At 41.6% G+C, this 26,550-nt stretch carries 28 protein-coding genes and 1 tRNA gene; 7 read left to right on the top strand and 22 right to left on the bottom strand.

What is annotated here, in order from left to right:
- The first annotated feature begins 57 nt into the window (after nt 1-57).
- Together NHE_RS00905 and NHE_RS00900 are read left to right on the top strand one after the other, a co-directional pair.
- A complete protein-coding gene (locus NHE_RS00905; RefSeq protein ID WP_038558977.1) occupies nt 58-1,041 on the top strand; it encodes an NAD(P)H-dependent glycerol-3-phosphate dehydrogenase in 984 nt (327 codons plus the stop codon).
- 189 nt (nt 1,042-1,230) lie between these two features.
- Nucleotides 1,231-1,575, top strand: a complete 345-nt coding sequence (locus tag NHE_RS00900; RefSeq protein WP_232215007.1) for a thioredoxin family protein — start codon at nt 1,231-1,233, stop codon at nt 1,573-1,575.
- 40 nt (nt 1,576-1,615) lie between these two features.
- Here the strand turns inward: NHE_RS00900 and NHE_RS00895 are convergent, their stop codons facing one another.
- The 6 genes from NHE_RS00895 to NHE_RS00870 all read right to left on the bottom strand — a co-directional run bounded on the left by NHE_RS00895 (nt 1,616) and on the right by NHE_RS00870 (nt 9,351).
- The gene (locus tag NHE_RS00895) at nt 1,616-2,320 is read right to left on the bottom strand and encodes a phosphatidylglycerophosphatase A (RefSeq protein WP_232215006.1); all 705 of its coding nucleotides are present in this window, start codon (nt 2,318-2,320) and stop codon (nt 1,616-1,618) included.
- 55 nt (nt 2,321-2,375) lie between these two features.
- Nucleotides 2,376-3,656: an adenylosuccinate synthase gene (locus tag NHE_RS00890; RefSeq protein WP_232215005.1), complete on the bottom strand. Its 1,281-nt coding sequence runs from the start codon at nt 3,654-3,656 to the stop codon at nt 2,376-2,378.
- 92 nt (nt 3,657-3,748) lie between these two features.
- Entirely contained in the window at nt 3,749-5,143 is a 1,395-nt protein-coding gene (locus NHE_RS00885) for a metallopeptidase TldD-related protein (RefSeq protein ID WP_038558974.1), read from the bottom strand.
- 10 nt (nt 5,144-5,153) lie between these two features.
- Nucleotides 5,154-5,227: transfer RNA gene (locus NHE_RS00880), tRNA-Ile, on the bottom strand.
- A gap of 115 nt (nt 5,228-5,342) precedes the next feature.
- Entirely contained in the window at nt 5,343-8,564 is a 3,222-nt protein-coding gene (gene carB / locus NHE_RS00875; protein ID WP_038558971.1) for a carbamoyl-phosphate synthase large subunit, read from the bottom strand.
- Between the two features lie 166 nt (nt 8,565-8,730).
- Nucleotides 8,731-9,351, bottom strand: a complete 621-nt coding sequence (locus NHE_RS00870; protein ID WP_038558968.1) for a thiamine phosphate synthase — start codon at nt 9,349-9,351, stop codon at nt 8,731-8,733.
- A gap of 147 nt (nt 9,352-9,498) precedes the next feature.
- On the opposite strand from NHE_RS00870, the gene NHE_RS00865 reads away from it, so the two are divergent.
- Nucleotides 9,499-9,924, top strand: a complete 426-nt coding sequence (locus tag NHE_RS00865) for a hypothetical protein (RefSeq protein WP_038558965.1) — start codon at nt 9,499-9,501, stop codon at nt 9,922-9,924.
- A 45-nt stretch (nt 9,925-9,969) separates the two neighbouring features.
- Here the strand turns inward: NHE_RS00865 and glyA are convergent, their stop codons facing one another.
- From glyA to NHE_RS00830, 7 genes are all read right to left on the bottom strand, one after another.
- Complete coding sequence (gene glyA / locus NHE_RS00860) at nt 9,970-11,211, bottom strand: serine hydroxymethyltransferase (protein WP_038558962.1); 1,242 nt, start codon at nt 11,209-11,211, stop codon at nt 9,970-9,972.
- Nucleotides 11,211-11,651, bottom strand: coding sequence for a ribose 5-phosphate isomerase B (gene rpiB, locus NHE_RS00855; protein WP_038558959.1), 441 nt, complete (start codon nt 11,649-11,651; stop codon nt 11,211-11,213). The genes glyA and rpiB overlap by 1 nt, the downstream gene beginning before the upstream one ends.
- Nucleotides 11,652-11,696: 45 nt before the next feature.
- Entirely contained in the window at nt 11,697-12,665 is a 969-nt protein-coding gene (locus NHE_RS00850; protein WP_232215004.1) for a phenylalanine--tRNA ligase subunit alpha, read from the bottom strand.
- An 8-nt stretch (nt 12,666-12,673) separates the two neighbouring features.
- Nucleotides 12,674-13,027: a 50S ribosomal protein L20 gene (rplT, locus tag NHE_RS00845; protein WP_038558953.1), complete on the bottom strand. Its 354-nt coding sequence runs from the start codon at nt 13,025-13,027 to the stop codon at nt 12,674-12,676.
- A gap of 12 nt (nt 13,028-13,039) precedes the next feature.
- A complete protein-coding gene (locus NHE_RS00840) occupies nt 13,040-13,240 on the bottom strand; it encodes a large ribosomal subunit protein bL35 (RefSeq protein ID WP_038558951.1) in 201 nt (66 codons plus the stop codon).
- Nucleotides 13,241-13,320: 80 nt separating this feature from the next.
- Complete coding sequence (gene trpS / locus NHE_RS00835; RefSeq protein WP_051579512.1) at nt 13,321-14,319, bottom strand: tryptophan--tRNA ligase; 999 nt, start codon at nt 14,317-14,319, stop codon at nt 13,321-13,323.
- An 87-nt stretch (nt 14,320-14,406) separates the two neighbouring features.
- Nucleotides 14,407-14,985: a nucleotide exchange factor GrpE gene (locus tag NHE_RS00830; RefSeq protein ID WP_038558949.1), complete on the bottom strand. Its 579-nt coding sequence runs from the start codon at nt 14,983-14,985 to the stop codon at nt 14,407-14,409.
- Between the two features lie 91 nt (nt 14,986-15,076).
- Between NHE_RS00830 and NHE_RS00825 the strand changes: the two genes are divergently transcribed.
- From NHE_RS00825 to NHE_RS00815, 3 genes are read left to right on the top strand one after another with little or no spacing between them, the layout of a single operon-like run.
- The gene (locus tag NHE_RS00825; RefSeq protein WP_038558947.1) at nt 15,077-15,727 is read left to right on the top strand and encodes a conjugal transfer protein TraJ; all 651 of its coding nucleotides are present in this window, start codon (nt 15,077-15,079) and stop codon (nt 15,725-15,727) included.
- Nucleotides 15,714-16,523: a P-type conjugative transfer protein VirB9 gene (gene virB9 / locus NHE_RS00820; protein ID WP_051579510.1), complete on the top strand. Its 810-nt coding sequence runs from the start codon at nt 15,714-15,716 to the stop codon at nt 16,521-16,523. Before NHE_RS00825 ends, virB9 begins: the two co-directional genes overlap by 14 nt.
- Entirely contained in the window at nt 16,516-17,142 is a 627-nt protein-coding gene (locus NHE_RS00815; protein WP_038558945.1) for an exopolysaccharide biosynthesis protein, read from the top strand. The genes virB9 and NHE_RS00815 overlap by 8 nt, the downstream gene beginning before the upstream one ends.
- A 6-nt stretch (nt 17,143-17,148) precedes the next feature.
- Here the strand turns inward: NHE_RS00815 and NHE_RS00810 are convergent, their stop codons facing one another.
- The 4 genes from NHE_RS00810 to NHE_RS04420 all read right to left on the bottom strand — a co-directional run bounded on the left by NHE_RS00810 (nt 17,149) and on the right by NHE_RS04420 (nt 22,050).
- The gene (locus NHE_RS00810) at nt 17,149-18,018 is read right to left on the bottom strand and encodes a hypothetical protein (protein ID WP_038558942.1); all 870 of its coding nucleotides are present in this window, start codon (nt 18,016-18,018) and stop codon (nt 17,149-17,151) included.
- Nucleotides 18,019-18,296: 278 nt separating this feature from the next.
- Complete coding sequence (gene priA / locus NHE_RS00805) at nt 18,297-20,435, bottom strand: replication restart helicase PriA (RefSeq protein WP_038558939.1); 2,139 nt, start codon at nt 20,433-20,435, stop codon at nt 18,297-18,299.
- A 115-nt stretch (nt 20,436-20,550) separates the two neighbouring features.
- Nucleotides 20,551-21,504 (bottom strand): gamma-glutamyl-gamma-aminobutyrate hydrolase family protein, encoded by a 954-nt coding sequence (locus NHE_RS00800; RefSeq protein WP_038558936.1) that lies wholly within the window; start codon nt 21,502-21,504, stop codon nt 20,551-20,553.
- A 246-nt stretch (nt 21,505-21,750) separates the two neighbouring features.
- Nucleotides 21,751-22,050: a hypothetical protein gene (locus NHE_RS04420; protein ID WP_232215044.1), complete on the bottom strand. Its 300-nt coding sequence runs from the start codon at nt 22,048-22,050 to the stop codon at nt 21,751-21,753.
- Here NHE_RS04420 and pstC point away from each other — a divergent pair.
- Nucleotides 21,947-22,771 carry a phosphate ABC transporter permease subunit PstC gene (gene pstC, locus NHE_RS00795; protein WP_232215037.1) on the top strand — a complete coding sequence of 275 codons (825 nt, stop codon included), beginning with the start codon at nt 21,947-21,949 and terminating at the stop codon, nt 22,769-22,771. The two genes, NHE_RS04420 and pstC, sit on opposite strands and share 104 nt — an antisense overlap.
- A gap of 66 nt (nt 22,772-22,837) precedes the next feature.
- Here pstC and grxD read toward each other — a convergent pair whose 3' ends face one another.
- The 5 genes from grxD to NHE_RS00770 form a co-directional block, all read right to left on the bottom strand.
- Nucleotides 22,838-23,173, bottom strand: coding sequence for a Grx4 family monothiol glutaredoxin (gene grxD, locus NHE_RS00790; protein ID WP_038558933.1), 336 nt, complete (start codon nt 23,171-23,173; stop codon nt 22,838-22,840).
- A gap of 1 nt (nt 23,174) precedes the next feature.
- On the bottom strand, nt 23,175-23,420 hold the full coding sequence (locus tag NHE_RS00785; protein WP_038558931.1) for a BolA/IbaG family iron-sulfur metabolism protein: 246 nt from the start codon (nt 23,418-23,420) through the stop codon (nt 23,175-23,177).
- A 79-nt stretch (nt 23,421-23,499) separates the two neighbouring features.
- Nucleotides 23,500-24,078, bottom strand: a complete 579-nt coding sequence (gene rsmD / locus NHE_RS00780; RefSeq protein WP_038558929.1) for a 16S rRNA (guanine(966)-N(2))-methyltransferase RsmD — start codon at nt 24,076-24,078, stop codon at nt 23,500-23,502.
- Nucleotides 24,079-24,262: 184 nt separating this feature from the next.
- Nucleotides 24,263-25,318, bottom strand: coding sequence for a DNA replication/repair protein RecF (recF, locus tag NHE_RS00775; protein ID WP_038558928.1), 1,056 nt, complete (start codon nt 25,316-25,318; stop codon nt 24,263-24,265).
- Complete coding sequence (locus tag NHE_RS00770) at nt 25,315-26,466, bottom strand: cation:dicarboxylate symporter family transporter (RefSeq protein ID WP_038558926.1); 1,152 nt, start codon at nt 26,464-26,466, stop codon at nt 25,315-25,317. The genes recF and NHE_RS00770 overlap by 4 nt, the downstream gene beginning before the upstream one ends.
- Nucleotides 26,467-26,550: the final 84 nt, after the last annotated feature.

Raw genomic sequence — 26,550 nt, 5'->3', positions numbered from 1 at the left:
AATGACAGCACATTCACTTTAATGTAAAATTGACACGTATTGGCACCTTGAGAATGCATGCAGTCGGTCGTAATTGGCGGTGGGGCATGGGGAACAGCAATAGCAAATCTCCTTGCATCTAACTCACCAAAAGTTCATATCCTTAGTAGAAACCACAAAATTATCGATAGCATCAATAACTCTCATACAAACCCCGTATACTTTGATGGCTTCCAATTGAACCAGGGCATCATTGCTACGAACGACCCTGCAATCCTAACTCAAGCTGAATCAGTTTTCATTGCAATACCATCTCAAAGCACGCGAGCGGTACTAAAAGAAATAAAAAAAAATATCAAAAAAGATGCTCAAATCATCCTGTGCAATAAGGGAATAGAGAAAGGTTCCATGATGTTAATCAGTGAAGTAGTCCAGGATGAAATCAAGAACAATATTTTTTTCCTTTCGGGGCCAAATTTTGCCCACGAGGTGATAGCAGAAAAGTACTCGTTTGCCAATCTAGCATCCGCTGATAGCGAAAAATATAAGGAGCTCTCCGAAGCAATCTCGACGAGGACTTTTTTCACAAAATACATAAAAGATATAAACGGAGCGCAAGTTATAGCCGCGTTCAAAAATGCCGTGGCAATACTGTGTGGACTATTAGTTCGGCTAGGCTCGGAATTTAATACACTAGCTGCATTGGTCAGTATCGCGTTGACGGAAGTCAAAGGATTCGTGGAAGTAAAAAATGGAGATCCAAATACTATCACCGAATTTTGTGGGATAGGAGATCTAGTCCTTACATGTTTTTCGGATAAATCGCGTAACTTCAAGTTCGGATATGAACTGATCGACGGAAAAGAAAATAACACACTGGTCGAAGGTAGAGCTACACTAGAGTCACTTTATGAACTTGCGAAAAAACACGATATAAATTGCATCTTGATTAATACCCTACACGACATAATCACGAGCAGAACCAAGAACTTGACATCACTAAAGGATGAAGTCAGGAATAAATTAGACTTAGCCTTCAACCAAATTCTTCGACACTACTAATAGGCTTCAAATAAGAAAATAGGGAACTGCGGATCTTGTCTCATTCTACACTATATAAGTAATAATATTGTGTGTTATTCAGAGTATATCCCTCTCATTCTTAAAGAGGTGGATAGAAATTATTAATACAAAATTATCAATTTTATTAAATAATTAATTAATTTTACAAAAAAGACCTATATGGGAGAAGTGTTAGAATTGAGCGTAATTGATCTATTCAATTTAGGGAGCAGCTTTCATAACGTAGTGGAATTCTACTGGCCACACTGCCGGGCATGCCAATCTTTCGCGCCAGTCTATGAGGAGTTGGCGAAAGATAATCCAGATATGAATTTTTATAAAATGAACGTCAAAGCAAGCAATGAAAACGGAGAAGATCTAGGTAGAAAATGGGGTGTAACAGCAGTTCCAACAGTACGTGTCTTTGGTAGGGAAATCACGCCAGGAAAAGGACTGCTTGAAATCCTTGGAAGCAAGAGCAAAGAGACTATACAGGCACTACTTGACCAGCACAAGGGTACAAGCACTGAGTAGCACTATAAAAACAGACTACTTCCTTAGATACACGCAACTCTTAAAAAAGTCCGTGAAAGACTCTGGTATAGAATTCAACGACATCAATTAAGAGCAAATCAAAAACCATAAAAGTAACAAGGTAAAGCAATAAGGTTGCATAGACGGCATTACAAAATCCTTCGAACATGTTACTCACGGCATTATGGTAATCTCTTTCGATCCAACAAGAGGGCCATGGCTTGACTATATCTATTAATCTGAAAGTGAAGTACGGAATGAGCCCAGCGACAAAATAAGTTGAAACCCTAAGGAACCAACCTGCACAGTTCAAAAAGCGGTCACAGAGAAACGAATTAAACAAGAAGACTTGCGCAACAATCTGAGTAACAGGGGGAACGGAAAGAGCTAGCATCAGACATTGCCCGAATACAACATGTATAGTGACCTCATATCTGTTTTCAGAGAAAATGGTCTTCTGGAAGGTATATATACCAAGCAAACCCAACAGCAACAACGCTGCTGACGTGATCAATAAAACCTGAGCTATACTGACCAACGAGGAGAATCCGACAGTAAAATACACAATCAATGATACTAAAGGAATAGTGAAGAAAGCAGCCCAATGACTCTGCCACTCAGGTAGGTAACCTATCCAAAAAAAAGTCGCTATCATCCTGGAAGGTATGATTATATCGACAAGCTTCTTGAGAAAGCCTGGGAAACTAAGCACAAGCACTTCTTTTATATGCGAACTCAATGACATAACAAGGTATATTCTATACTTTATCTTGATCAATGTATAACTAAATCTTAAAAGATTATATTTTCTTCCAGAGTACTTGTTCCCTCCCGGGACCCGTGGACACCATCAGAACAGGAAGTCCAAGGAGCTCCTCTATTTTTCCCACGAACTCTCTTGCCTCACTCGGAAGTTTTTCGAAAGAAGTAACATCAACTGTGGATGAATTCCAACCTTTCAGTCTCAGGTATTGAGGCTCACATTCAGTAGAGCTAAGTAGACTCGGACTGCAGACATCAAGTACTTTACCCTCTTTAGTCTTATACCCATAACATAGAGAGATTTCATTAAAAGAATCCAGTACATCAAGTTTAGTGACAACGAGCGCTGTCACACCAGCAGTGATACAGGCATATCTAACCAGAACTAAATCGCACCAACCACATCTTCTGATTCTACCGCTGACAGTTCCTATTTCTCTGCCTCTTTTCTGCAATTCGGTCCCTATAGAGTTATTCTGCTCAGTAGGGAACGCACCCTCACCGACCCTAGTAGCATAGCTCTTCATAATTCCTATAACACTTTTGACTGGTCCCAAAGCCGCACCATTCGCGACCTGCCCTACTCCAGAGGAACTTGAGGTGACAAACGGATATGTCCCATGGTCGATATCAAGAAGCATACCTTGCGCACCTTCGAAGAGTTTCCGTTTACCGGACAATCTGACCTGCAGCTCGCAAGGTGAAATAGCATAATGTATTACTTCATCTCTGATCGCCATTAGAGAATCCAGAACTTCATCTACTTGGACTTCAGCGAGACTAGCACCTCTACGGATAATGTTGTGATAACACAACAATTTACCGATGGCATCCTTTAGATACTTTTCAGAACGAAGGTCACATAATCGAATCCCTCGTCTAGCTACTTTATCCTGATAACATGGGCCAACTCCACACTTAGTGGTCCCTATTTTTTGTGTCCTCTCAAATAGCTCATCCAACTCCTTATGCAATGGAAGAATCAGATGACAACTATCAACAATGAGTAACTTTTCCGGCGTTATGGAGACACCATTCTCACCCAAGAGACGAATTTCATCTAATAAGCTATATGGATCGAGAACTACACCGTTACCGATCACTGAAGTAACATCATCTCTTAATATTCCTGATGGGAGAATCCTAAGTTTATGCTTCTTCTCACCTACTATGACGGTATGTCCAGCATTGTTCCCGCCATTAAACCGGATCACACTATCAAAACTACCAGCAAGGTAATCGACGATTTTGCCTTTACCCTCATCACCCCACTGCAAACCTATGACAGCGGCATCCACACAGTTCACATCTAAAAACACAGGAAACACGAGAATTGTAACATGAAGTCAGTACAGTGACAAAGAGGCTCGATCAATAGACTCATATTAACTTAGACAACACTAATTTCGACTCAGGCAGTACCCCCGACAGTAATTCTATCTACCTTGACAGTCGGTTGCCCGACACAGACAGGCACGGACTGACCGTCCTTACCACATGTACCAACACCGTCATCAAGCTTGAGATCATTTCCAACAATGGAAATCTGCTTGAGAACACTAGGTCCGTCACCTATTAATGTCATTTCCCTGACTGGCTTAGTCACAGTACCATTCTCTATGAGATATGCCTCAGAAGCGGAAAAAACAAACTTCCCAGAAGTTATATCTACCTGTCCTCCGTAGAAATCGACGGCATAAATACCATTCTCTACTGTCTTTATTATCTCATCAGGTGTTTGACTTCCTGGCAACATATAAGTGTTCGTCATACGCGGCAATGGAACGTTCATATAACTCTCACGTCTGCCATTACCGGTTGGTTGTGCACTCATTAATCTAGCATTCATGAGATCGAACATGTAATTCTTGAGCACTCCTCTTTCTATGAGCACGTTATATGAAGATGGTGTACCTTCGTCATCAACATTAATCGATCCCCTAGCGGCTTCGATCGTACCGTCATCCACGACACTGACCACATCAGATGCGACCTTCCCGCCTACAAGACCAGAAAAAGCTGAAGCACCCTTGCGATTGAAATCCGCTTCCAAACCATGTCCTATAGCTTCATGCAGGAGAATACCAGGCCAACCGTTACCTAAAACAACCGTCATTTCCCCTGAAGGACAAGGTACTGCTATCAAATTAACCTCGGCTTTTCGGAATGCACGATCGACAAGGTCCTTCCAATTTTCTATCAATCTAGGGATCCCGAATCTTCCTCCTTTACCGGAAGTAGCACCAATTGATCTACCATCCTCACCTCTAAGTACAACAGAGAATCCCAACTTTAGCATTGGTCTATCATCCGTGAGTATTTCTCCGGTATTTTTGATTATCTCAACCTTTTGTATAGACGCCGAAAAAGTAGCAGAGATGCTAGCTATATTACCACCCTTCGATAAGGCATAGTCGTACATATCCTTGAGAAGAGCAACTCTCTTTTCAAAAGGAAAATCGTCATCCTGCAATCCTGAAGAGTAAAGCGAATCCCTAACCGCAGTATCACTGTGGGATGTCTCGGAGATTCCACCAGCGGTCGCAGCAAACTTGTTACGAAGGATGAATTCAGTTGCTTTGACGATACTTTTATAGCTTACATCGGAGGAGTGAGTATAGAGCACCTTATCACCATAAAACGCCCTAAGTCCAAACCCGGAGGAATCAGCATAGGTACTAGCAACCAAGCCTCCATCCTGGAACTTCAAAGACTCGCTACACAAGTACTCAATAAAGAGCTCACCCCCATCGAATCTGTTGAGCACAGACACAACAAGAGGAACCAACTCATCTGAATTCAGCATAAGAAAACGGTGGGCTTGAGAAGACTTGAACTTCCGACCTCACGCTTATCAGGCGTGTACTCTAACCAGCTGAGCTACAAGCCCATATTTGTAAACTACCCCTGGATCGGCATCATTGTAACACAAGCAATACACAGAAATAAACCTCTATAAAATAACAACTTTTCAAGAATTACTTCCACATCATGCGCTACAAAGATCATCGCTGATGCAATGGATAAACTGGTAAATTACCCTCAGCGATTTTCTTAATACCTCTTACCAGAGCAAGTGCAGAATGAATATTCGTACAACACGGTATCTGATTGATAATTGAACTTGACCTAATACTCATACTATCCCTAACAGACTCGATTACATGTGAACAGGTGTTAATAACTAAACAGATTTCGCTATTCATTATCATATCAACCACGTGTGGGGAACCTTCTTTTACTTTATTCACAGCGATCGCATCGATGTTGTGATCCTTCAGAAATGCAGCGCTACCCTTAGTTGCGAAAATCGTAAATCGCAACTCAGACAGAATCTTTGCTATTTCGACAGACTTTAATTTATCCTCATCTCGAATCGAAAAAAACACATTCCCTGAAACAGGTAACTTCTTCATACTGGCTATGCAGACTTTGGCAAAAGCAGTATTGAAATCCTCACCTATTCCCATTACCTCACCTGTTGACTTCATCTCTGGACCCAGTAAGACATCAGATTCTGGGAACTTCTCAAATGAAAATACAGGTTGCTTCACAAACACATGTTTCAGGTAACACTCATAATCTTCTAAGCGGAAATCTTTTAATTTTTTCCCAAGCATCACTTTGGTGGCGATCTTAGCTAGTGGTATACCCAAGGCCTTAGCAACAAATGGTATTGTTCGACTTGAGCGTGGATTCACCTCCAGCACATATATTTCGTCTTCCTCTATGGCAAACTGGATGTTCAAAAATCCTATGACATTCAGTGTAAGCGCTATGCGCCTAGTATAATCTTTAATTTTCCTGAGTAATTGCGATGACAATTTCTGTGGTGGAAAGACAAACGCTGAATCACCAGAATGTACTCCTGCTTCTTCTATGTGTTCCATGATTCCAGCAACGTATACATCTTCGCCATCAGAAATCGCATCAACATCTAGTTCGATTGCGTCTAGTAGGAATCTATCCAGCAACAACGAAGAACCATTGAATATTTGGTTATGCTTCCCTAGATAGTCGGCAAGCATTTCGGTATCGTAGATGATCTGCATTGACTCCCCACCAAGGACGTATGAAGGACGCACTATCATTGGGAATCCAATTTCATCGACACCTCTAGCAACATCCTCTCTTGAAAAGGCAATAGTATTGTTGGGCTGAGACATATCCAATTTAGCAATCAATTGATTGAAACTCTCTCTGTCCTCAGCAGTATCTATTGCAGTGAAACTAGTCCCTATTATTCTTGTGTCGCTAGCTTCAATGGCTTTTGCGAGTTTAAGTGGAGTCTGGCCACCGCATTGGAGTATCACACCAAGCAGTTCACCCCTTTCTGATTCTTTTTCTAGAATATCCAAAACAGCTTCAACTGTGATTGGCGTAAAGTACAACTTATCTGAGATATCATAATCCGTCGAAACTGTCTCCGGATTGCAATTCAACATTATTGCCTCGTAGCCCATTTCTTTGATTGCTGCTATAGCGTGTACGCAAGTATAATCGAACTCTATTCCCTGACCTATTCTATTTGGACCACTCCCAAGGACAATCACCTTTTTTCTGTCCGATGGACTGGATTCGCACTCTGCACGGGTGAATGTATCCCCCTCATAAGTGGAGTAAAGATACATAATATCGCTTTCGAACTCTGCAGCACATGTATCCACTTTCTTGAAAACTGGCAGTACAGACATTTCTTTACGGATTTTCCTTATTTCGGATTCATTACAACCCCTCAATGTAGCTATTCTGGAATCAGAGAATCCCCTTTTCTTCCACTTTAGGACAACTATTGGAGATAAGTTGGCAGTTTTTATTTCGTTTTCCAGCTCCACAAGTACTTGGATCTGCAAAAGGAACCATTCGTTATACTTGCTCAATTTAGCGATCTCTTCAATACTGAAGCCCATTCGCATTGCATCGGCAATTATCAGAATCTTATTAGGTATGAGTGAACTCAATTTCCATGAGACTTCTTCGCGTGATATAGTACCCTCAAGGATTCTATTTAGACCGTCAAATCCCTGTTCGAGCGAACAAAATGCTTTCTGTAGTGCCTCCTGGAAGCATCGCCCTATAGCCATAGTGGTGCCTACAGATTTCATGGAACTAGATAACTGATGCTTTGCGCATAAGAACTTATCGAAATTGAATCTAGGTATTTTTACAACTACATAGTCCATAACTGGCTCAAAAGAAGCAGGGATTTTTGGTACTGCATCATTACAGATCTCAGGCAAGGTGAGTCCTGTAGCTAATTGTGCAGCAACTTTAGCAATTGGATAACCCGTAGCCTTCGATGCCAAAGCTGAAGATCTTGAAACCCTAGGATTCATTTCAATTACTCGTATTTCGCCATTTTCTGGATTCACAGCAAACTGTACGTTTGCACCACCAGTGTTGACACCTATTCTGTTTAGGACTTTGAATGCTGCATCCCTCATTAATTGATACTCCTCATCGCGAAGAGTGAAAATCGGAGAAACAGTCACGCTATCTCCTGTGTGTACACCCATCGGGTCTGTGTTCTCTATGGGGCAGACAACTATTGCATTTCCTGCTGAATCCCGTACTACTTCGAGTTCGAATTCTTGCCAACCTAATACAGATTCATCGACTTGCACTTCACTTACGGGCGAAAATTTTAATCCCTCATTGATGATTTTGAAAAACTCGAATCTCGTTGTTGCAACTCCACCTCCGAGTCCCCCAAGAGTAAAAGATGGTCTAATAATCGCTGGGATACCAATGAATTCGAGCGCTTGTTCTATTTCATTGACATGCGTGACAACCATGTTCTTGGGCACTTGCAATCCGATCTCCCGCATAATCGAGTTAAAGAGACTTCTCTTTTCAGCATTTTCGATGACCTCCTTCGATGCCCCGATTAATTGAACACCATACTTTGCCAGTATTCCTTTCGCGACCAACTCCATCGCAGCATTGAGCGCTGTCTGTCCACCTACGGTCGGTAAGAGTTTGTCTGGCTTTTCCAGGATAATGATGCTCTCAATCATTTTGGAAGTGATTGGCTCTATGTAGACTACATCTGCAGTTTCAGGATCAGTCATAATGGTCGCCGGATTCGGATTGATTAACACAACTCTGTGACCATGTTTCTTTAGGACCCTGCAGGCTTGGGTACCTGAATAATCAAACTCACATGCCTGTCCTATGATTATAGGGCCGGCACCTATTACCATTATCGTATACTTTTTCTGATGCATCTTTCTCGGAAATCTCTCTATGATTGTAGCTCAATATCAGCAGAGTTTGTACAAAAATCTACTCAAATCAAGACTCGCGCTAAACGGGATCTTTTTCATGAATACAGGAATCATAGATGAACTCACCTTGCATAGGACTCTGGACAGTAAATAGGATATTTAGACTTCATTGAAGTTCGCGGATTAATTCAATGAACCTCTCGTATGGAGAGGCGGATTCCCACAAGTATCCTGAAATTGCAACTATATCAGCACCGGCATGAATCAGGCTCATAAAATTGTCATTATTGATCCCCCCAATGCAAACGCAGGGCGTTTGGTAACCAAGACTCTTCCATTCTTCCAGGACCGTAACTGTGGCTCTAGCAACTGGGTTTGGCTTAGTGGCACTCTCAAAAAAACATCCGAACGAAACATAACTAGCGGATTTATACATTTCAGCTTTTCCGACATCGGCATAGCAACTCACACCGATAATTTTTTCTTTGGGAAGAAGAGACCTGCAATCTTCGAAGATACTATCACTCTCACCGATGTGCACCCCATCGGCATTGAATTCAGTAACTAAATCCGGAAAATCATTAATGACTAGTGGGATCATATATTCTTTACAGAGTACTAAGAATGTTGGAATTGCCTTCATAAGACTTTCTCTGTCTTTGATACGCAACTGAAACGCGTACAAATATGCAGAAAATTCCCGGAAGATCCGTTCCAATGCAATGAATTCCTTCACTCTCAGAAATCGATTCGGAGAGAGAATATAAAGAAGTTTTTTATTCAACATAAACGACCCTGAATATAACTGCACCCAACAGAAAGATACAGGAAGAATAGGTGAAATATTAAATTTTGAATTATTTTTATATACGTGTTTTCATTTATAGGTTTTTAATATATCTCTGCTAGTATTACATTTATATTGAAAAAACACATGTCTATCACTGAATTCCTAGATTTAAACAACGCTTCAGAATTACTTATGGGACTTGGGTCATCCATGGGTATGGTCGGAAATACAATTAATGAATTTCAATCTGATCTGGCAGACGATATAGAAAGCTACACAGAGAAATACGTCCCGAGATTCTATAACGCCACAGACTTCGATATGTACCAGCAAGCACAACCATCATACAATCAATACGAACATCAAGAATATTATAACTCGAAAGACGCAGTACAAGATCGTACTTCGCTCTTACAAGATAAAAAATCTGATGTTATCCAGGGGACACAAGAACCAGTAATAAATATGTACTGCACAACAGATCCAGAGCTTTTAGAGAGCATCATACTACAGTTTATTGAGGCTCACAGAAAGCACAAAGACACAGCTGATACTACTGAAGCTGCTTAAAGATTCCAGTACCGCAATAATCCACTGAGGACAGTTCTTCAGTGGTTAGGTGTTGTAGAAATCATATTTCTTAGTGAGTTCCTCAATAGCTACCTTTGCTTCATCTACACTAATTTTTTCACTGAGCAGATCGGCTATCATTTCCCCGATCTGTGAGAATTCCGTTTCACGCATGCCCCGGGTAGTCTCGGCTGGACTTCCAAATCTCAAACCGGACGTCACAAACGGCTTTTCTTCATCAAATGGAATAGCATTCTTATTACAGATGATGCCGGCACTCTCAAGTTTGGCTGCACTTGTATTACCTTTTAGATTAAGTGTCCTGAGATCGACCATCACGATATGCGTTTCGGTTCCACCAGAAAGTATCACGAAACCTCTATCTTCCAGGGCTTTAGCGAGAACCTTCGCATTTTTTATGACGTTCCTAATATAGTCTTTGAACTCAGGTGCAAGCGCTTCACCAAAAGCAACAGCTTTTGCTGCTATAGCATGCATTTGAGGTCCACCTTGTAATCCAGGAAAAATAGCAGAATTTATCTTTTTTATCAGTTCTTCACTGTTGGTCAGGATGATTGCACCTCTTGGTCCACGCAGAGTCTTGTGGGTAGTGGAGGTCATAATATCTACATATGGGAAAGGTGATGGATATTCACCAGCAGCTATGAGTCCAGCATAGTGAGCCATATCAGCAAGAAGATATGCTCCAACCTCATCAGCAATCTCACGGAACAAAGGAAAATCCATTTTTTTCGCGTATGCAGAAGCACCTGCAATAATCAGTTTTGGAGAATGCTTTTTCGCTAATTCACGAACTTCATCCATATCTATCTCAAAATCATCTCTCCTGACTGTGTAGTGGATAGCATTGAACCACTTCCCTGAGAGATTCACACTTGACCCGTGCGTAAGATGCCCCCCGGAAGCAAGTGAAAAACCCAGAATAGTATCCCCAGGTTTAAGGAGGCTAAAGAACACAGCCTGGTTCGCCTGAGAACCGGAATGCGGCTGAACATTAGCATAGGAAGAATTAAACAACTTACATATTCTCTCTATTGCTAGACGCTCTACCTGATCAGCATATTCGCAGCCACAATAATATCTTTTCCCAGGATAACCTTCCGCATATTTATTCGTAAAAACGGAACCCTGTGCTTCCAAGACTGCAGCACTAGCAAAATTCTCCGATGCAATAAGCTGTATTCCACTCCTTTGTCTATTCGCCTCTTTTTTAATGATCTCACTAACCTGTGGATCGATTGTAGAAATTTTAGCTTCAAAAAACATTAGCTTTCTCCTTTATCAATTTTCTCTATTCTCTGCTTATGACGGTCCTCAAAACTGAATTTACTATCTATAAAGACCTGTACAATTTCAAAGCACTCAGCTACGGTGAGCGACCGCCCTGATAAACACAGGATATTTGCATCATTATGCTCCCTAGCCAGCTTTGCACTCTGGACATCCCCACATAGTGCAGCCCTGACCTTCTTATATCGATTTGCTACTATGCTCATACCGATGCCAGATCCACAAATCAAGATACCAAAATCCACATTACCTTCAGCCACATCCATGGCTACAGCCTTGGCAAAGTCAGGATAATCAGAGATACCAGAACAATGGGCACCCCTATCGAGCAACGCCCAACCCTTCTCTTTGAAAAAGGCTAACAAAGAACTCTTAAGATTAAACCCGGCATGGTCAACACCTATAGAAATCCTCATTAGATCAAAAATAACGTCCTATACTTACAGCGCAAAACATCACTCCTAGATCACTTTCCACCTCAAATCATTGAGATAAAGATTGCGTAAATCGCGAATATCATAACGCAACATTGTCAACCTTTCCAACCCGGCACCAAAAGCAAAGCCTGTATACTCATTCGGTGATATATCGACCTTACTCAGAACATTAGGGTGCACCATGCCACAACCCATGACTTCCAGCCAATTGCCATTTTTATCCTTTATATCGACTTCAGCTGAAGGTTCAGTAAATGGGAAATAACTTGGTCTCATTCTCACCTCAATCGAGCCAAAAAGCTGTTCGAGGAAAAAAGAAACGCAATATTTCATATGCGACATATTGATACCTACATCCACACAAAGAACTTCAACTTGATGAAACATCGGCGTATGAGTAGCATCCCAATCATTTCTGTAGACCTTACCCAGAGAAAAAATATAGAAAGGTGGTCTACTACCTTCCATAGCACGTATCTGGACGGAAGAAGTATGTGTACGTAAAAGCCTAGCGGGATCGCACAAGTAGAAACTATCCTGCATCTGCCTTGATGGATGGTGTGTTGGAGTATTAAGTGCATCAAAGACATGGTACTCATCTTCGATTTCTGGACCCTCGACATATTCCATGCCGAGTGCAGTGAGGATCCTTCTTGTTGAATCGATGACCTTACAGAGCGGATGCTCGACACCCAGGGAAGCTGGTCTTGCAGGATAGGTAACGTCTATGGCTTCTGCACTGAGCCTTCGCTCCAATTCGACGCAATGGACGAGATTCTGTTTTTCTGTTATGGCTGCACTGGCATCCCTGAGAAAAGCATTCCAAGACTGCACACCGGCAGGATCAACGCCATCCTTCATGACTGAAGCCAGACCCTGTTTAATTAGTCCATTTCTGGATAGGTACTCGATCCTGAGCTGGCGGAGACTTTCAGCAGAGGAAGCTTCAGCCAACTTTGCACTGAAGCGTTCCCTAAGTACACTCAGATCCACGTCCACATCTAGAAAGTAGCTCTACTCTTATTTACTATTTCCCCGAAAGCATCGGGCTGCGTTATGGCAAGCTCCGAGAGCATTTTTCTATTAATATCGATCCCAGCATCCTTTAGGCCCTTCATGAAGGTCGAGTAAACCATACCACAAGATCTGACAGCGGCATTTATCCTCTGGATCCACAGGCTACGGAAATCACGTTTTCTGACCCTTCTATCACGGTAGGCATACTGCCAAGACTTCTCTAATCTACGCAGAGCTATCCTATAGCAATTTTTCGACCTACCATGAAACCCTTTAGCCTGCTTGATCACCTTTTTGTGACGCTGCCTGACTTGTACACCTCTTTTCACTCGCGCCATTTACTCCTCCGACTAAAAACTGTACGGCATGACACTTCTCATCAGCCGCATTTTGCTCTTGGTAATGAGAACTCGACCCTTCTGAGCAAGAAGCATCCTCTTGTTTCGTTTGCGCATGTTGTGACGCTTACCGGACTGGGTAACCATGACCTTACCGGCAGCAGTCACTTTGAATCTTTTTTTCGCGCTAGAATTGGTTTTTAATTTAGGCATCTTTCAAAACCCCACGCGGGAATAGTAACATCGATTTCATCACACGGCAACAAACAGCTACGAGAAGCACCAATACATTTTTAGCTGACCTGCATTATTCTTTTTATTTCATCCAGATTTGCAGCGGCTATTTCTCTTACGACATCGGCGGAGTCTCTTAATATCTTGCTCACAGTTTCCCTTTCGAGATTCTGCATTCTTTCCTGGATCGGCGAGAGTCTTGCTACTAGAAGATCAATGAGTAAGGATTTCAGTTCAGCAAAAGTTTTCAGGTCGGAACAAAGCTTCTCAATAGGGATCCCACTGAGATAAGAGGCCATCCTAAGTAGATTCGATGCTTCAGGTCTATCCTCTATGTTTTCGACTGAGAAACCCATTATGGAATCTGTTTTTGCAGCATTTATTTTCTCAGCGATCAAATCTTTTGAATCCGATAGATTGATCCTGGAAAAATCAGCTGGATCAGACTTACTCATTTTTTTCGTCGGATCCCTCAAACCCATTACTCTTGTGACAAGCTCACATTTGAGTGTAGCCGGAAGAGTCAAATGATCTACTCCGTATAATTGGTTAAAGCGTGCTGCTATATCCCTGACGAGTTCGACATGCTGACTTTGATCATCACCTACAGGAATGAGTTCAGCATTATACAGAAGTATATCAGCAGCCATCAGCACTGGGTATGAATACAAAGAAAGCATCGTACTCTCTCTGGCAGCAGACTTTTCCTTATACTGAGTCATTCTATTGAGCCAACCGGTTGGCGTGATACAGCTCAACAACCAGCAGAGCTCCGCGTGTTGAGGTATATGTGACTGCACAAATATATGCGAGTCAGTCGGGTCTATTCCGCAAGCGATGTATATACATGCCACCTCCACTGAAAGTCTAGCAGTATCTGCTGCTCCACCTCCATCCAAAGAGTGCAAATCAGCTATACAGTAGAACTTCGTTTTATACTTCGACTGCAGATCTACCCACAAATCAATAGCGCCGAACAAGTTACCAAGGTGCACGGAGCCAGTAGGCTGCACAGCTGAAAGAACAATTTTATCAATTTTGTCAACTTGATTAACCATTTTTTACCACCACTACAACTATCGAACGCATTAGATGCTTTCTCATTAAATTGAACTTGTTAGTTTCCTATTATGCACTCAATTTTGTCAACTTGAGCAACCATTTTCCACCACCACTACAATTGCTGGACGCAGTAGACGTCCCTTTATTATATAGCCATCCTGCAGCACCTCGAACACAGTATTATTAGGCAACTCATCATTTTTCACCGTGCTCACTGCTTGATGCACGTTGTGATCGAATAATACACCCTTTGCTTCAATTTTTTCGACACCACCTTTCTTGAGTGCTGAGAAGATCGCCTCCAGTGTGAGCTTCGACCCCTCAAGCAATGGACCCTCTATTTTGTTTTCCACCATATGGGCAACTGCTTTCTCAAGACTCTCAACACTCGTGAGTATCTCTTTAGCGAGATCCGAAATAGCAAAATCACGAGTCTTTTCTATTTCTCTAGCGACGTTCTTTTTCAGATTTTCCTGCTCAGCAAGGGCATACATGAGTTTCTTTTTCCATAGGTCCACCTCCTTCTTGAAGTCCTCTTCTGAGATAAATCCAGCTCCGCTACTCTCTTCATTTTTGGGAGCGCGTTCTTGAATAATCTTTTTGAAGATAGGATCACGTTCTTCATTTCTTTTTGTCTCTTTGTCTGATTTGTTTTCACTCATACTTGTGCGCAAGAATTCTACTTGATTAACTTTATTATTATACAAGCTCAGTATAGGTTATATTATCGAATCCGATAAATTGAAACTTTCCATGCACGAAAGAGATCTGAAAGATGCACTTCTCCAACAAGGCAGATACTACGAGGAAGGATTACTCTGGCATTGTTCCAAGAACTACTATGTCTTTATCGAGCGTAGCTGGCTGATTATCTTTTGTGCTCTACTTTTTTCTACTCTGTGCATCCTGAGTTTCAACGTATACTCCATGCTACCAACCAAGACAAGTGTCACATTTATCCGGTACACAGACGATATCCATAATGAGATAAGCATCCCAATAAGGTTGTATGATCTGTACAGGAAGAATGATGATCTGCAAACGGTAGTGGAAAAATATCTGATTTCCAAGTACGTAGAAGCGTGGGGGAAGAATGAACAAACAGAAGGTCCCGAGGATAATTATGTGAAGTTGAATTCTTCACATCAGGTGTATGAAAAATTCCTTGAGTCTCGCAGAAAAGAGAAGTCTATTAAGACACACAACATAAAGATGCTGGATATTCAAATTAAAAGATCCCCAACTGGTAGTGGAAAAGTCGCAACAGCAAAGGTAAGATTCTACAGGGGTGAAGAGATTCAGGAGAAAGTAATCAGGGTTGCTTTCAGAGCAACGGATGTTTTACTAGCTCATAGAAACATTATATCATTGGAGCTTATAGTGAGCGGTTATGAAGAATTATAGCATTTTCCTTTTCTTTGTGGTCTATTGTTTGACCAATGCATTTGCAGATCAGAGACCTCATCCATTAGGCTCTACTCCACAAATTAAGGAGATTGTATACAATCCGAATGCTATACATACGTACACAGGATTTTTTGGGTACCAGTCTAGCATTGTTTTCGAAGATGGGGAGATTATAGGCACCATTTCCATGGGTGACTCGACTGCATGGCAGCTTAATCCGCAGGGCAATAGACTCTTCTTAAAGCCTACCGATGATAACTCGACCACTAATGTGACGATATTGACAAATAAGCGGGTCTACCATTTTGTCTTCCGCGGCAAGGAAGCGAAAGATATCGATGATCCGGAGCTTTCATATGAAGTACGCTTCAGATATCCCGCTAGCTCGGTGAGTGTCCAGAACACAGGTATGGCTGATATGCAAGGAAGTGACAGAGTTGAGCCAGGCTTGGACATTGCAAAAAAGGATTATTTGAATTTCGAATATAAGCTTTCCGGTAGTGATAACATAAAGCCACTCAAAGTCTTCGATGACGGACATTTTACTTACATGCAGTTCCATAGTGTCAACGCGAATCTCCCTGCAATTTTCCTCGTGGACTCCAAGGGATATGAGTCACTTGTAAATTATCACATATCAGGGAAGTACCTTGTGATCCAGCAAGTTGCATCACGTTTTACTCTTCGCCATGGAGATGAGTATGTTTGTGTCTTCAACACGAAGCTTGACTCCAGGAAAGAGCACAGAAAAATGAAAACCACTAGAACCGCAGGTATCTTCTCACATGGATAAAGAACGCCAAAGCACTTCTGATGTTCTTGAATCTGTTGTTGTACAAGGGGTTCGTGATACTATAACGCTTTTCGAAATAAAACGCATATTGCATGAGCGCGGATTCGCGCTTTTGCTGCTTCTTTTTTCCCTTCCCCTCTCCATTCCACTTCCTGTACCTCCGGGGTATACGACTATTTTATCACTTCCGATATTGTTCTTTTCAATACAGATTACGTTAGGTTGTGATTCCCCCTGGTTACCGAAATTTCTCGAGAATAAGGCGATAAAACGGAAGAGCTTGGCCTTTCTCATCGAAAAAACTGTTCCAATTTTGCGTAAGGTAGAAAAATTCACGCGGCCCAGGTTTCCAGTACTGAATAATGCTTTCGGGGAAAAAATCTACGGCATTATATCGTTCATCTGCGCAGTGTCGATTGCAATACCTTTGCCGCTCACTAATTTTATCCCAGCTGGAGGTATTGCACTAATGTCCCTGGGTATGCTGAACAAGGATGGAGTAATCAGTATCCTAGGCATAGTAGTATCCTTCACAGGAATCTTTATCTCAACCCTTGTAATCATCCTAGGGCACAAAGTGGTGGTTGAACTTCTATCATTACTAGGCTTTAAAATCTAACCAGCGTTATGGCATGTTGATCGCTAAAGCGCTTTGGTGAACAGCATCAAGAGCACACTCTATATTCAACTCAGTAAGCGGCTCAGGTGCATAACAAATGGGTAGCTTGTCCACAAGTAAAGTTATGAGCTCAGCAAAACACACTATTCCTCCAAGGCAGAAACCCAACCTTAAATACCCGTCGCCTACCTTCAAAGGCATAACCGTATTAGTACCTTCTAACGCTTTGAAAACCTTTGTTACCAAGGCCAGGGTAGCCAGAAAAAACGACATACAGAGTGATGCTGGCGGCATTAACATTAAAGATTCAGCCCCTTTTTCCTTTTCACCAAGTGACCTATAGCCCCTTCTTCGACTGTAGAAGTACTGGCAAAGGTGCAACCCAATACAGAACAATCCGATCGTCGCAAAAATGAATTCACAAGCGTCCTCAACTCTCGAGATGAAATCACCATGCGCAGTCTGCATCCCAAAAGGACAGTACAGATCAATAACAAGAAGAATTTCTAGTACAAGGGACGCAGACAGTGTAAACAAGCCAAGAGCTGTAGTAACCTTACCGACTGCGCTTTTAGTATGAGAGGCGCAATCCTGTAGCATCAGTTCTGTCAAACGCGTAATAGCCTCATCTTCTTCAGGATTGTGGGAAACATTTTCAAATTCATTGAGCCTGTTTTTCAACTTGCCACAATACTTTGCCAGAGCACACTCCTTCACAAGGAAAGTAAGGAGGGATAGCGCTACAGTAACAAGTACTGTCATTTCTATTCCTTTAATAAGCGCGCTCGTCAGATGCTTAGGCTTCAAAAAGGTAAATACTGAGACTGCGTAAACTACAACAAATACAAGCGTAAGGAGTACCTCAAGAGCCACCATAGCACATAACAATCTCCTTATCTTCCTCTTTTCACAAAGGTAATATCTATATAGAGAGGTCGTGGTAGGCGAATGCTGCTTACGTTGTTCTGGCATAAATAAAAACAAATAGTAAATAATTTATTTAAACATACCAAAAAGACAGCTAACAATCAAAAAACAGCTAACAATACACAACCTAGTAACAATTTTAGAGAGCTCAAATAATGGATTCATAAATGAAGCTGTGTTTTTATTTCACAGTTTAGTAAATGTTGCGTTCTTACATACCGCAAAAGCTATAAAAAATTCAATGGATCTACATCCACTTGGACGCTCACACCCTTTCTAATCGGTAGCTGTTTGAATGAGGCCATCAGTATATTATGAATTCTATAACTCTTCGGTGTAACAAGGAGAATCCTATATCTGAATCTATTGTTTCGCACTCCTATGGGAGCCGGACAGGGACCAAACATTGTCACTTCCTTTATTAGTGAAATTGTTTGCTCCATATATCTAGCTTGAGATATCACTTCACTTTCGACTAATCCTGAGATCACAATTGCTATCAATCTACTGAAAGGTGGCATATTTTCAGCTTTTCTTGTGCCTAACTCCTCTGCATAGAAACCCTCCCTATCACCATTTTTCAGTGCCTGGACAACCGATCCATCTGGGGAATAACTCTGCATTATCGCGGTACCAGGATAAATCTTTCTCCTCCCTACTCGACCCATGACCTGTTGTAATATGTGGAAATTCTTCTCTGCGCTCCGTAGATCGCCAGCACAGACAGAAGCATCGCTATCGATAATTGCCAGAAGAGTGAGCTTGGGGAAATCATATCCCTTCGAGATAATCTGAGTACCTATTATGATATCGACCTCATTTGCCTCTATTTTTCGGAGATTCTCAGTGAGTTGACTATCACTACTCATAACAACTACCCTTCTTTTTGGGAAAAGCTCTTCTATCTCTTCGCTGATTTTTTCTATCCCCGGACCGAAAGGAATAAGTGAGGTGGAAGCGCATCGCTCACATTGAATGATCATTGGACGTTTAAACCCGCAAAGATGGCATAATAGACTATTGTTCCACTTATGTTCAACCAGCCATGCAACACAGTCTGGACACTTTATTCTGTGCCCGCAACTTGCGCATACAACAAGTGAAGCATAACCACGCCTGTTCAGGAACAGCAGGCTTTGCATGCCGGAATCCAGATTTTGTTTCAAACTTTCGTATAACTCCTCTGAGATATGCTGACTCACCTTCGATGCCGCACGCATATCGACCACTCTCACAGTGGGTAGCTGTGCACCTCCAAATCTACTTTCAAGCCTGAGATGGACGAAGCCTTTATCCTCGATATTGTAAACGCTTTCCAAGGATGGTGTCGCAGATGATAGTATTATCGGGATGTCACATAATTTAGCTCGCATTATAGCCAGATCTCGAGCGTTATACGTCAACTCGCCTTGATCCTGTTTGAATGACTGATCGTGCTCCTCATCGACAATGATCATCCTCAGATTAGGCGCAGGAAGAAAAATCGCTGATCTTGCACCGACTACTATTCTCGCTTTGTTATTCACGACACGCCGCCAATTTCTTGCTCTATGGGACGGAGACATGTTCGAATGCCACTCTATGATCTCGATCTTCCCAGCAAAATGGGATTTAATCTTTTCAAAAATATATGATGTGAGCGCTATCTCCGAAAGAATAATTATGATTTGAGCATTCTCTTCACGTTTAAGAATCTCTAAAGCCGATGCTAAATAAACCATCGTCTTCCCAGAACCAGTGATGCCATCCAGTAAGTGTGCCGTAAATTTTTCCAAGAAAATTCTATCTTTGACTTGACGCTGTTCTTCTGATAAATCGAATTCCAGTGTAGCAAGATCAGCATTGGATGTTTTTGACCCATTAGACTCTATGAAGCCTTCGACACGTCTTATTAATCCACTTTCTAGCATCTTTTGTACTGTTCGTTTCTGGATCTTCGCTTCATGTAGATCATCTGCAGTGAGGTACTCGTTTCGCCGGAAGAATTCGAGAAGCCGTCGCATAGCGGGTGTGGACCTGTGCCCATCTTCTACTTTGTCCGCATTAAGTGTGTAGACCGAATCATCACATGCTTCCCTTATAATTGCAGAGCGCAAAACCAATCCAATCTTGGCAAAATTGTAGCGCGCAACCCAGAAGAGAAATTCTATGTATGAGGCTTGCAGTAGCTTAAATGGCAGCACTGAAGTTATTTCCTTTACCGTGTATTGGACAGAAGTTTCAGGCCCAACAGATATGACAAGTCCGATAATGTTCCTTCCATTGAAATTCACCATAACTAGGTTGCCCACCTGCACCATCAATTCTCCTGAGGAATACAGAAATTCTTCATCCAGAGCAAGGGGCAATACTACCTTCAGGTGCATTTAGAAAGAGAAATCACAGATCCGTTTGATGTTACCATCCAAGTGAAAAACCAAAAAGTCCATTCCCATCCTAATGAGGGAATCAAGCATGAAAGAGCCGACGGTAGCTTGGACTTCAGACTGTGGCTGTGACAAAGTAACTGAACAGTTTCTTTACAGCCTCAGCGCTTTTTCGAATCCCCAATGGAAGCTGCATCAACTCTTCTTGCGTGAGCCTCAGAAGAAGATTCTCAGGATGAGACTGGAAATAAAAGTTTCCATATTTATCTTCCAGCACCTCGATCACACCATCCTCGGAAAAACCCACTATATTGTACCCAGCCTCTCTCAGAACCTTCAAGTTACCTTTATCGAGATCGACACCTTCCAGATGCCACTCAGGTAGATATAATACCAACCAGCCATTTGGTGTGACTTCGACTGAAACGTCAGATATAATGCTTGCGATCTTGCTAGAGGGATTGATCATAACCTTCTTAAGAAGCGTATTGAAAACTCCTCTAGCTCCATAATTCGTGGAATCATCCGATATCCTTGAATGTGACTCTGTGATTCCGATCCTTGATAAGTCTACTATACGTATACCATCGCTATCGAGCGTCTGTTGCATACCTCCACAAATGGCGAAGATGGATACTTTTCCTTCATTCCGCAGCTTCACCATCGCGTCAGTGACCCTTCTCCTATTTTGCACTGGTGAGAATGGCGGCTTATCAAGATTATAATAATCACCAGGGATGATAACCTTGTTCACGCCTTTTGCTTGAAGTTCTCTTTCAAGCAGCGTCACAAGTGGGACAGACTTTCTCCCACGAAGATAATCAGAATAAATCAAGTTATAATCGATCGTTACAAGATCAACATCAAGCTGCGTTGCTAGTCCACCGAATTTAGCAAACCACTCAGTTTCATACTCATAAACCGACAGATCCGTTGCTAAAAGGCCGATTCTTGGCTTAGCAAAAACGGGGTGAGTCAACAACCCTGCAAATAAAAGCAGTACGCAGAAATAGTCAAAGAAAGACACAACCCCAACCTTCCGCCGGTTTAGAACTCCATTACAGAACATGTGACCTTAGTAAAAAAATTTTCCGTTCGGGTGTAGGTATCAAGAACCTTTGTTACAAGCGCAAGAGAATTCATAGAATATCCTTGAAAAATTATTCATAAGGAATTACCACTATCACTTCAAATATTGGAATACAGCAACTGCATTTGTACCACAACTAAAATATTTTTGACACTTCAAAAATCCTAGATTGTGGAAAAATCACAGAAACAATACAATGGGCAGATGAACGGACATTTTCTCGAATCAAGTGCAAGCTCTAAATCGAACAATTAAACACAATTCAGTGCTGATATCGCTTGCTTCTGTGATTTCAGTATTTTTTTTCCACAATGTCTTTTTTCTTTTGGTAGCTATATTTTTCGCGTTTTTATGTTCATCTAAGAAAGCATTTACCATCTGCGCATCCGTGGCGCTTATTGCGACCTCAACAATCACTGCGTTGATCATTCTTTCACTCATTACCCAGACGGTATCCTTTTTCCGCATAGTGTCGCCATTGGATTTCTTTTTTGGAACAGTCTGGGCACCAAACGGAACGATCATTAATGGTCAAGTAGTGAAGTTATTTGGCATCCTTCCTCTAGTTTTTGGGACGACAATGATCGCGCTCCTGGCAAGCATCATCGGGGCACCGATCGGGATAGGAGTAGCAATAGCAATGACCTATTTTGTTTCGAAGAGAGTCAGGAGATTCATCAAGCCTTTGATAGAGGTGATGGCTGGAATACCAACGATCATATACGGATACTTTTCTCTGACCTTCATCTCAAAACTTGTCCAAGACCTCGGACATTTGCTACACGTAAGCATATCGAGTGAAAGTGCATTATCTGCAGGAATAGTCATAGGAATTATGATCATTCCACTCATTACGTCCATGACGGATGATCTACTACGTACGACGCCAAAGAGCCTATACTACGGAGCAGCAGCTCTGGGAAGTACTCAAACTGAAATTATCTTTCGTGTAATACTGCCCTACTGCTTTCCCGGAATGGTAGGAGTAGTACTACTAGCATTTTCCCGTGCGCTTGGGGAAACAATGGTAGTACTGATGTTGACAGGGGTCTCTGCTAATCTTGATTACAACGTCCTGCAACCAATTACGACGATCACAGTACAGATAGTGACAACACTGACGGGCGATCAGACATTCAATAGCAAAGAGAGTCTCTCTGCCTATGCACTTGGAATCACACTTTTCGCTCTCACTTGGGCTCTTAACGCGATTTCGATGTCAATGTCAAAAAGATACAAGACTTAGAGAAAATCACCGGACTTCCATAGCTACAGCGAGAATGTGCAATCAGGTTGCGCATGCAGAACATCTCTATCGTATGCTAGAGACGGTAATTGAATTCTCTTTTAGTAAAGTCAGTAGTTCTCCACTTTGATACATTTCTTTTACAATGTCACAGCCACCAACGAACTCACCTTTGACATACAGTTGCGGAATGGTAAGCCAATCGGCAAATTTTTTTATCCCTTCCCTCATTTCTTGATCTTCCAAGATATTCACCGAGTGGAACTTGACCCCTAAAGCATTAAGGATACTAACAACCACCCCGGAAAAACCACACATTGGCATTTCTGGGGCACCTTTCATGAAAAGCACAACGTCATGCCCTTCAATTAAACTTTTTATTTCTCGGAAAATATCACGCATTTTATTTTTTAATCTCGGTTTCGATAGAAATGGAATGGAGTCTACTCTTCAAGAGCTCACCAAGTGCCGAAACAACAAGCCTATGCCTCTGTATGGAAGCCTTACCAATGAATCTAGAAGACCTAATTCTAAGATGATAATGATCTCCATCACCGACAGTATCCATAAGCGCTATATCAGCTTCGGGATCAACATCAGGAAAATTCGCTATCAACAGATCCAGGATTTCTTCTTTTTGGACTGGCACAGTAGTTTCGACACATCATAGACAGCAACCTAGGTCTACCACAGAGTTCGCATCTAATCAATTTAGACATAGGATTAAATTACGCCATCTCCTTATATCTGAATATCAGTAGTTCGGATGTACCATATCTTCGACGGTCGAGCACCTCAAAGCCTTGATGATTCATCTCAGAATTATCTTTCCTATCTTTCTCCAGGATCACAATACTTCCAGAGGCAAGCCAGTGGTGTTTATGAAGATTATCAAAACTCTTTTCCACTATTGTAGCTGGACGATATTTCACAGCTTCTTTCATGTACGGAGGATCCATAAAGACAACATCATACTGAATGAGTGAAGAATCCAAATTGATAATATTCCTATCGAGCACAGTGATATCACTTATAGCCAATCTCTCGAGGTTTGCTCGTATACAGCGAGTATCAATATCAACAGCAGTGATACTTCTGCATCCCCTGGAAAGGGCTTCTATGCTTATGGAACCAGTGCCTGTAAAAAGATCGAGAAAATGTATCTCCTCAAATGCTTTACTCATCAATGAGGAATGCGCGAGAATGTTGAACAGCGCTTCACGTACTTTGCCCATGGTAGGACGTATTGTTACACCCTTGATTAGATCTATTTTTTTCTCTCTGTATTTACCTGAGATAACACGCATCTTCTATAACAAAACAAACGGCATAGACTCAGTCTACCATAATCAAAACGGCTTTATCACCAGGTAAGACTCCCATTATAAAGATCCCGAAATACCTCTATAAAGACACAACTGAACTGATGTAGAACCACGAAGTAGCATCAGATCTATAATGAAGTCGACCATTCTCCTGTGAAGCTCACGATCACAGTGCCACTGCATGCACTCTATCCTGGAAACGCAAAATTTTATTACTTTCGAGATCACTGAAGAAAAATTGACAATCTTTTTGCATTACCTCCTCAAGAAAGAGCTCTAAATTTCGCTGATCCAAATGCGAAAAAATATCATCAAGTAACATTATATCTACCAACTCACTAGCAGCTAGGAGTATCGCAAGAATAAGTGATTTCTGCTCACCGGTAGAGCACGACTTTGCAGTATTCGCATTCCTACCATGTATGACAAGAAAGTCCGCACGATGTATCCCAAAATCCATCTTTCCAGTAATGCTGTCTTTTGCTCTGCTATCACGCAGTATTCTTGAAATATCTTCTACGTGGACCTGCTTATCAGTGCTAACGGTCATTATGTCGTTTGCTACTGTACAGATCAACTTTACCCTGGGAGAAGCAAAATGCTCTGAAAAAGAATGTCCTTCTAATAAATCGATAAAGCTTTCCCGCGAAGCAGAAATGTTAACGCATAGAGTGGCGATTTTTCTTTCAATGACATCTAACCATCTTTTCGAGGGTTGAGTACTGAGTATTCTTAGTCGATCGGATCTAAGTTTCTCATATGTTACTAGATTATCTAAATGTTGTGGATCAGACAATGCAACCAAGCGATCGAAAAACTTCCTTCTAACCGATTTATCAGTAATGAAGACGTTGCCCATTTGTGGAGTGAACCACATCACCCTCACAAGACTCAGAATATCTCCAAAGCCTATGATAGGTTGTTTGTTCAGCTTCAGGATCCTCCTATTGGAACAATATCCAGTCCCAATCTCGCTTAAGTGATTATCACTGACAAACTTGAAACTCGCTTCCCAAGAGGTTGCTCCAATACTAATGATTTCCGAATTTTTTGCAGATCTTATTCCGAGTCCTGGAGATAACTTAGATACTGCTTCGAGTATACTTGTCTTCCCGACGCCGTTTCTGCCGAAGAATAATACATGCTTACTATTGAACTTCGTCTTATAGAAAGAATGATTACGGAAATCTTTTAATAAGATCTCCGTAATATATGGCTTCATCCGTTTTCTGGTGGTTTCTGTTCTTTAACTCTGTATATCTTACTAAAGAAGATCGCAAAAGCACCGTTTCCGAAAATATTCAGCACTGTTTGAAAAGGATCAAAAACCACATACAAGGTGGTGATCAAAGTCAGCATTTCAGGAGTGAAACCGAATTTCTCACTGAAAAAAGGTAACAAAATGATTATCCCTCCACCAGGAATTCCAACCGTAGCGAATCTGTAAATGATGAAATAGAAAATGTAGATCATCAAATCAGAGATACCAAGCACCTTACCAGTGAACGTAAAAAGAATTGCAATGACTGTAATAGTGATATTAAAAGTATCTCCCATAACATGGAAATTCACGGCTGGAGGCAATATCGCGCTAGCAACATAAGAATCATCTGTGTTCTTTCTGGTCGCCACAAGAAGAGATGGTAGAGTCACTGCGCTCGACATCGTAGTAAATGCCGTCACTAAGGAAGGAGCGATGTTCACCAACACCGAACCTATTCTTTTACCAACAAGGGCAAGATACCAAATCGACGAATAAGTAATAGAGCTAAGTAATACAATGAGGAGAATCACTGAATAGTGATCCACAATCGGTTGTAACATTTTGTCACTCACGATCTTTACAGCCAGACCAGCAATGAAAACCGGAATCACCGGCATAACTACCTTATTCAATAGGAAATCACACGCATTGTAGATTTTTGTATTCAAAGAATTGACTTTTTCCCCAAAAAAAACGAGTAGCATCACACCTATAACCACACTCAAAGGCATTGCATACTCAGTCGGAAGCAGTTGTGGCAGATATAGCCTCCACATAGGAATAAGCTTTACCGTAGATCCACTTACAACATTTTCTACGCTTGGCAAGAAGAAGTTGCCTATGAAGTAGGCTAAGCAAATTGCCGTAGTATTCGATATAACTACCGCTACCACAAATAGAAACAGTAAACCGGATGCCTTAGCTCTCATCTTAATGATCAGATCTAATATGAAACTGAAGATGATAAAAGGAAGAATCATTAGGATGACATCTTGTATTGTCAGGCTCACCGCATACATAGCAGAACGCACATCCATGGGAATGTACCCAAGGAACAAGATGATAGCAACAATCAGCGATATGGTGATCAAATTGAGGATGCGCATTTCTTTTATGTGACTTCTGGAATTCTCAACTGCTGGGATTCTACTACTTATTCTGGAAATTGTATAGCTTAATTTTATTGCTAT

Source organism: Neorickettsia helminthoeca str. Oregon (assembly GCF_000632985.1).
GTDB lineage: Bacteria > Pseudomonadota > Alphaproteobacteria > Rickettsiales > Anaplasmataceae > Neorickettsia > Neorickettsia helminthoeca.
Note: the sequence above shows the minus strand (reverse complement) of the source record. Positions and strands in the feature narration are given on the sequence as shown.

What these genes read in the sequence shown, in the direction of transcription:
- NHE_RS00905 (WP_038558977.1), top strand. Translation starts at nt 58, where the DNA reads ATGCAGTCGGTCGTAATTGGCGGTGGGGCATGGGGAACAGCAATAGCA.
- NHE_RS00895 (WP_232215006.1), bottom strand. Translation starts at nt 2,320, where the DNA reads ATGTCATTGAGTTCGCATATAAAAGAAGTGCTTGTGCTTAGTTTCCCA.
- NHE_RS00885 (WP_038558974.1), bottom strand. Translation starts at nt 5,143, where the DNA reads ATGCTGAATTCAGATGAGTTGGTTCCTCTTGTTGTGTCTGTGCTCAAC.
- carB (WP_038558971.1), bottom strand. Translation starts at nt 8,564, where the DNA reads ATGCATCAGAAAAAGTATACGATAATGGTAATAGGTGCCGGCCCTATA.
- NHE_RS00870 (WP_038558968.1), bottom strand. Translation starts at nt 9,351, where the DNA reads ATGTTGAATAAAAAACTTCTTTATATTCTCTCTCCGAATCGATTTCTG.
- NHE_RS00865 (WP_038558965.1), top strand. Translation starts at nt 9,499, where the DNA reads ATGTCTATCACTGAATTCCTAGATTTAAACAACGCTTCAGAATTACTT.
- glyA (WP_038558962.1), bottom strand. Translation starts at nt 11,211, where the DNA reads ATGTTTTTTGAAGCTAAAATTTCTACAATCGATCCACAGGTTAGTGAG.
- rpiB (WP_038558959.1), bottom strand. Translation starts at nt 11,651, where the DNA reads ATGAGGATTTCTATAGGTGTTGACCATGCCGGGTTTAATCTTAAGAGT.
- rplT (WP_038558953.1), bottom strand. Translation starts at nt 13,027, where the DNA reads ATGGCGCGAGTGAAAAGAGGTGTACAAGTCAGGCAGCGTCACAAAAAG.
- NHE_RS00840 (WP_038558951.1), bottom strand. Translation starts at nt 13,240, where the DNA reads ATGCCTAAATTAAAAACCAATTCTAGCGCGAAAAAAAGATTCAAAGTG.
- trpS (WP_051579512.1), bottom strand. Translation starts at nt 14,319, where the DNA reads ATGGTTAATCAAGTTGACAAAATTGATAAAATTGTTCTTTCAGCTGTG.
- NHE_RS00830 (WP_038558949.1), bottom strand. Translation starts at nt 14,985, where the DNA reads ATGAGTGAAAACAAATCAGACAAAGAGACAAAAAGAAATGAAGAACGT.
- NHE_RS00825 (WP_038558947.1), top strand. Translation starts at nt 15,077, where the DNA reads ATGCACGAAAGAGATCTGAAAGATGCACTTCTCCAACAAGGCAGATAC.
- virB9 (WP_051579510.1), top strand. Translation starts at nt 15,714, where the DNA reads ATGAAGAATTATAGCATTTTCCTTTTCTTTGTGGTCTATTGTTTGACC.
- NHE_RS00815 (WP_038558945.1), top strand. Translation starts at nt 16,516, where the DNA reads ATGGATAAAGAACGCCAAAGCACTTCTGATGTTCTTGAATCTGTTGTT.
- NHE_RS00810 (WP_038558942.1), bottom strand. Translation starts at nt 18,018, where the DNA reads ATGGTGGCTCTTGAGGTACTCCTTACGCTTGTATTTGTTGTAGTTTAC.
- priA (WP_038558939.1), bottom strand. Translation starts at nt 20,435, where the DNA reads ATGCACCTGAAGGTAGTATTGCCCCTTGCTCTGGATGAAGAATTTCTG.
- NHE_RS00800 (WP_038558936.1), bottom strand. Translation starts at nt 21,504, where the DNA reads ATGTTCTGTAATGGAGTTCTAAACCGGCGGAAGGTTGGGGTTGTGTCT.
- NHE_RS04420 (WP_232215044.1), bottom strand. Translation starts at nt 22,050, where the DNA reads ATGATCGTTCCGTTTGGTGCCCAGACTGTTCCAAAAAAGAAATCCAAT.
- grxD (WP_038558933.1), bottom strand. Translation starts at nt 23,173, where the DNA reads ATGCGTGATATTTTCCGAGAAATAAAAAGTTTAATTGAAGGGCATGAC.
- rsmD (WP_038558929.1), bottom strand. Translation starts at nt 24,078, where the DNA reads ATGCGTGTTATCTCAGGTAAATACAGAGAGAAAAAAATAGATCTAATC.
- recF (WP_038558928.1), bottom strand. Translation starts at nt 25,318, where the DNA reads ATGAAGCCATATATTACGGAGATCTTATTAAAAGATTTCCGTAATCAT.
- NHE_RS00770 (WP_038558926.1), bottom strand. Translation starts at nt 26,466, where the DNA reads ATGCGCATCCTCAATTTGATCACCATATCGCTGATTGTTGCTATCATC.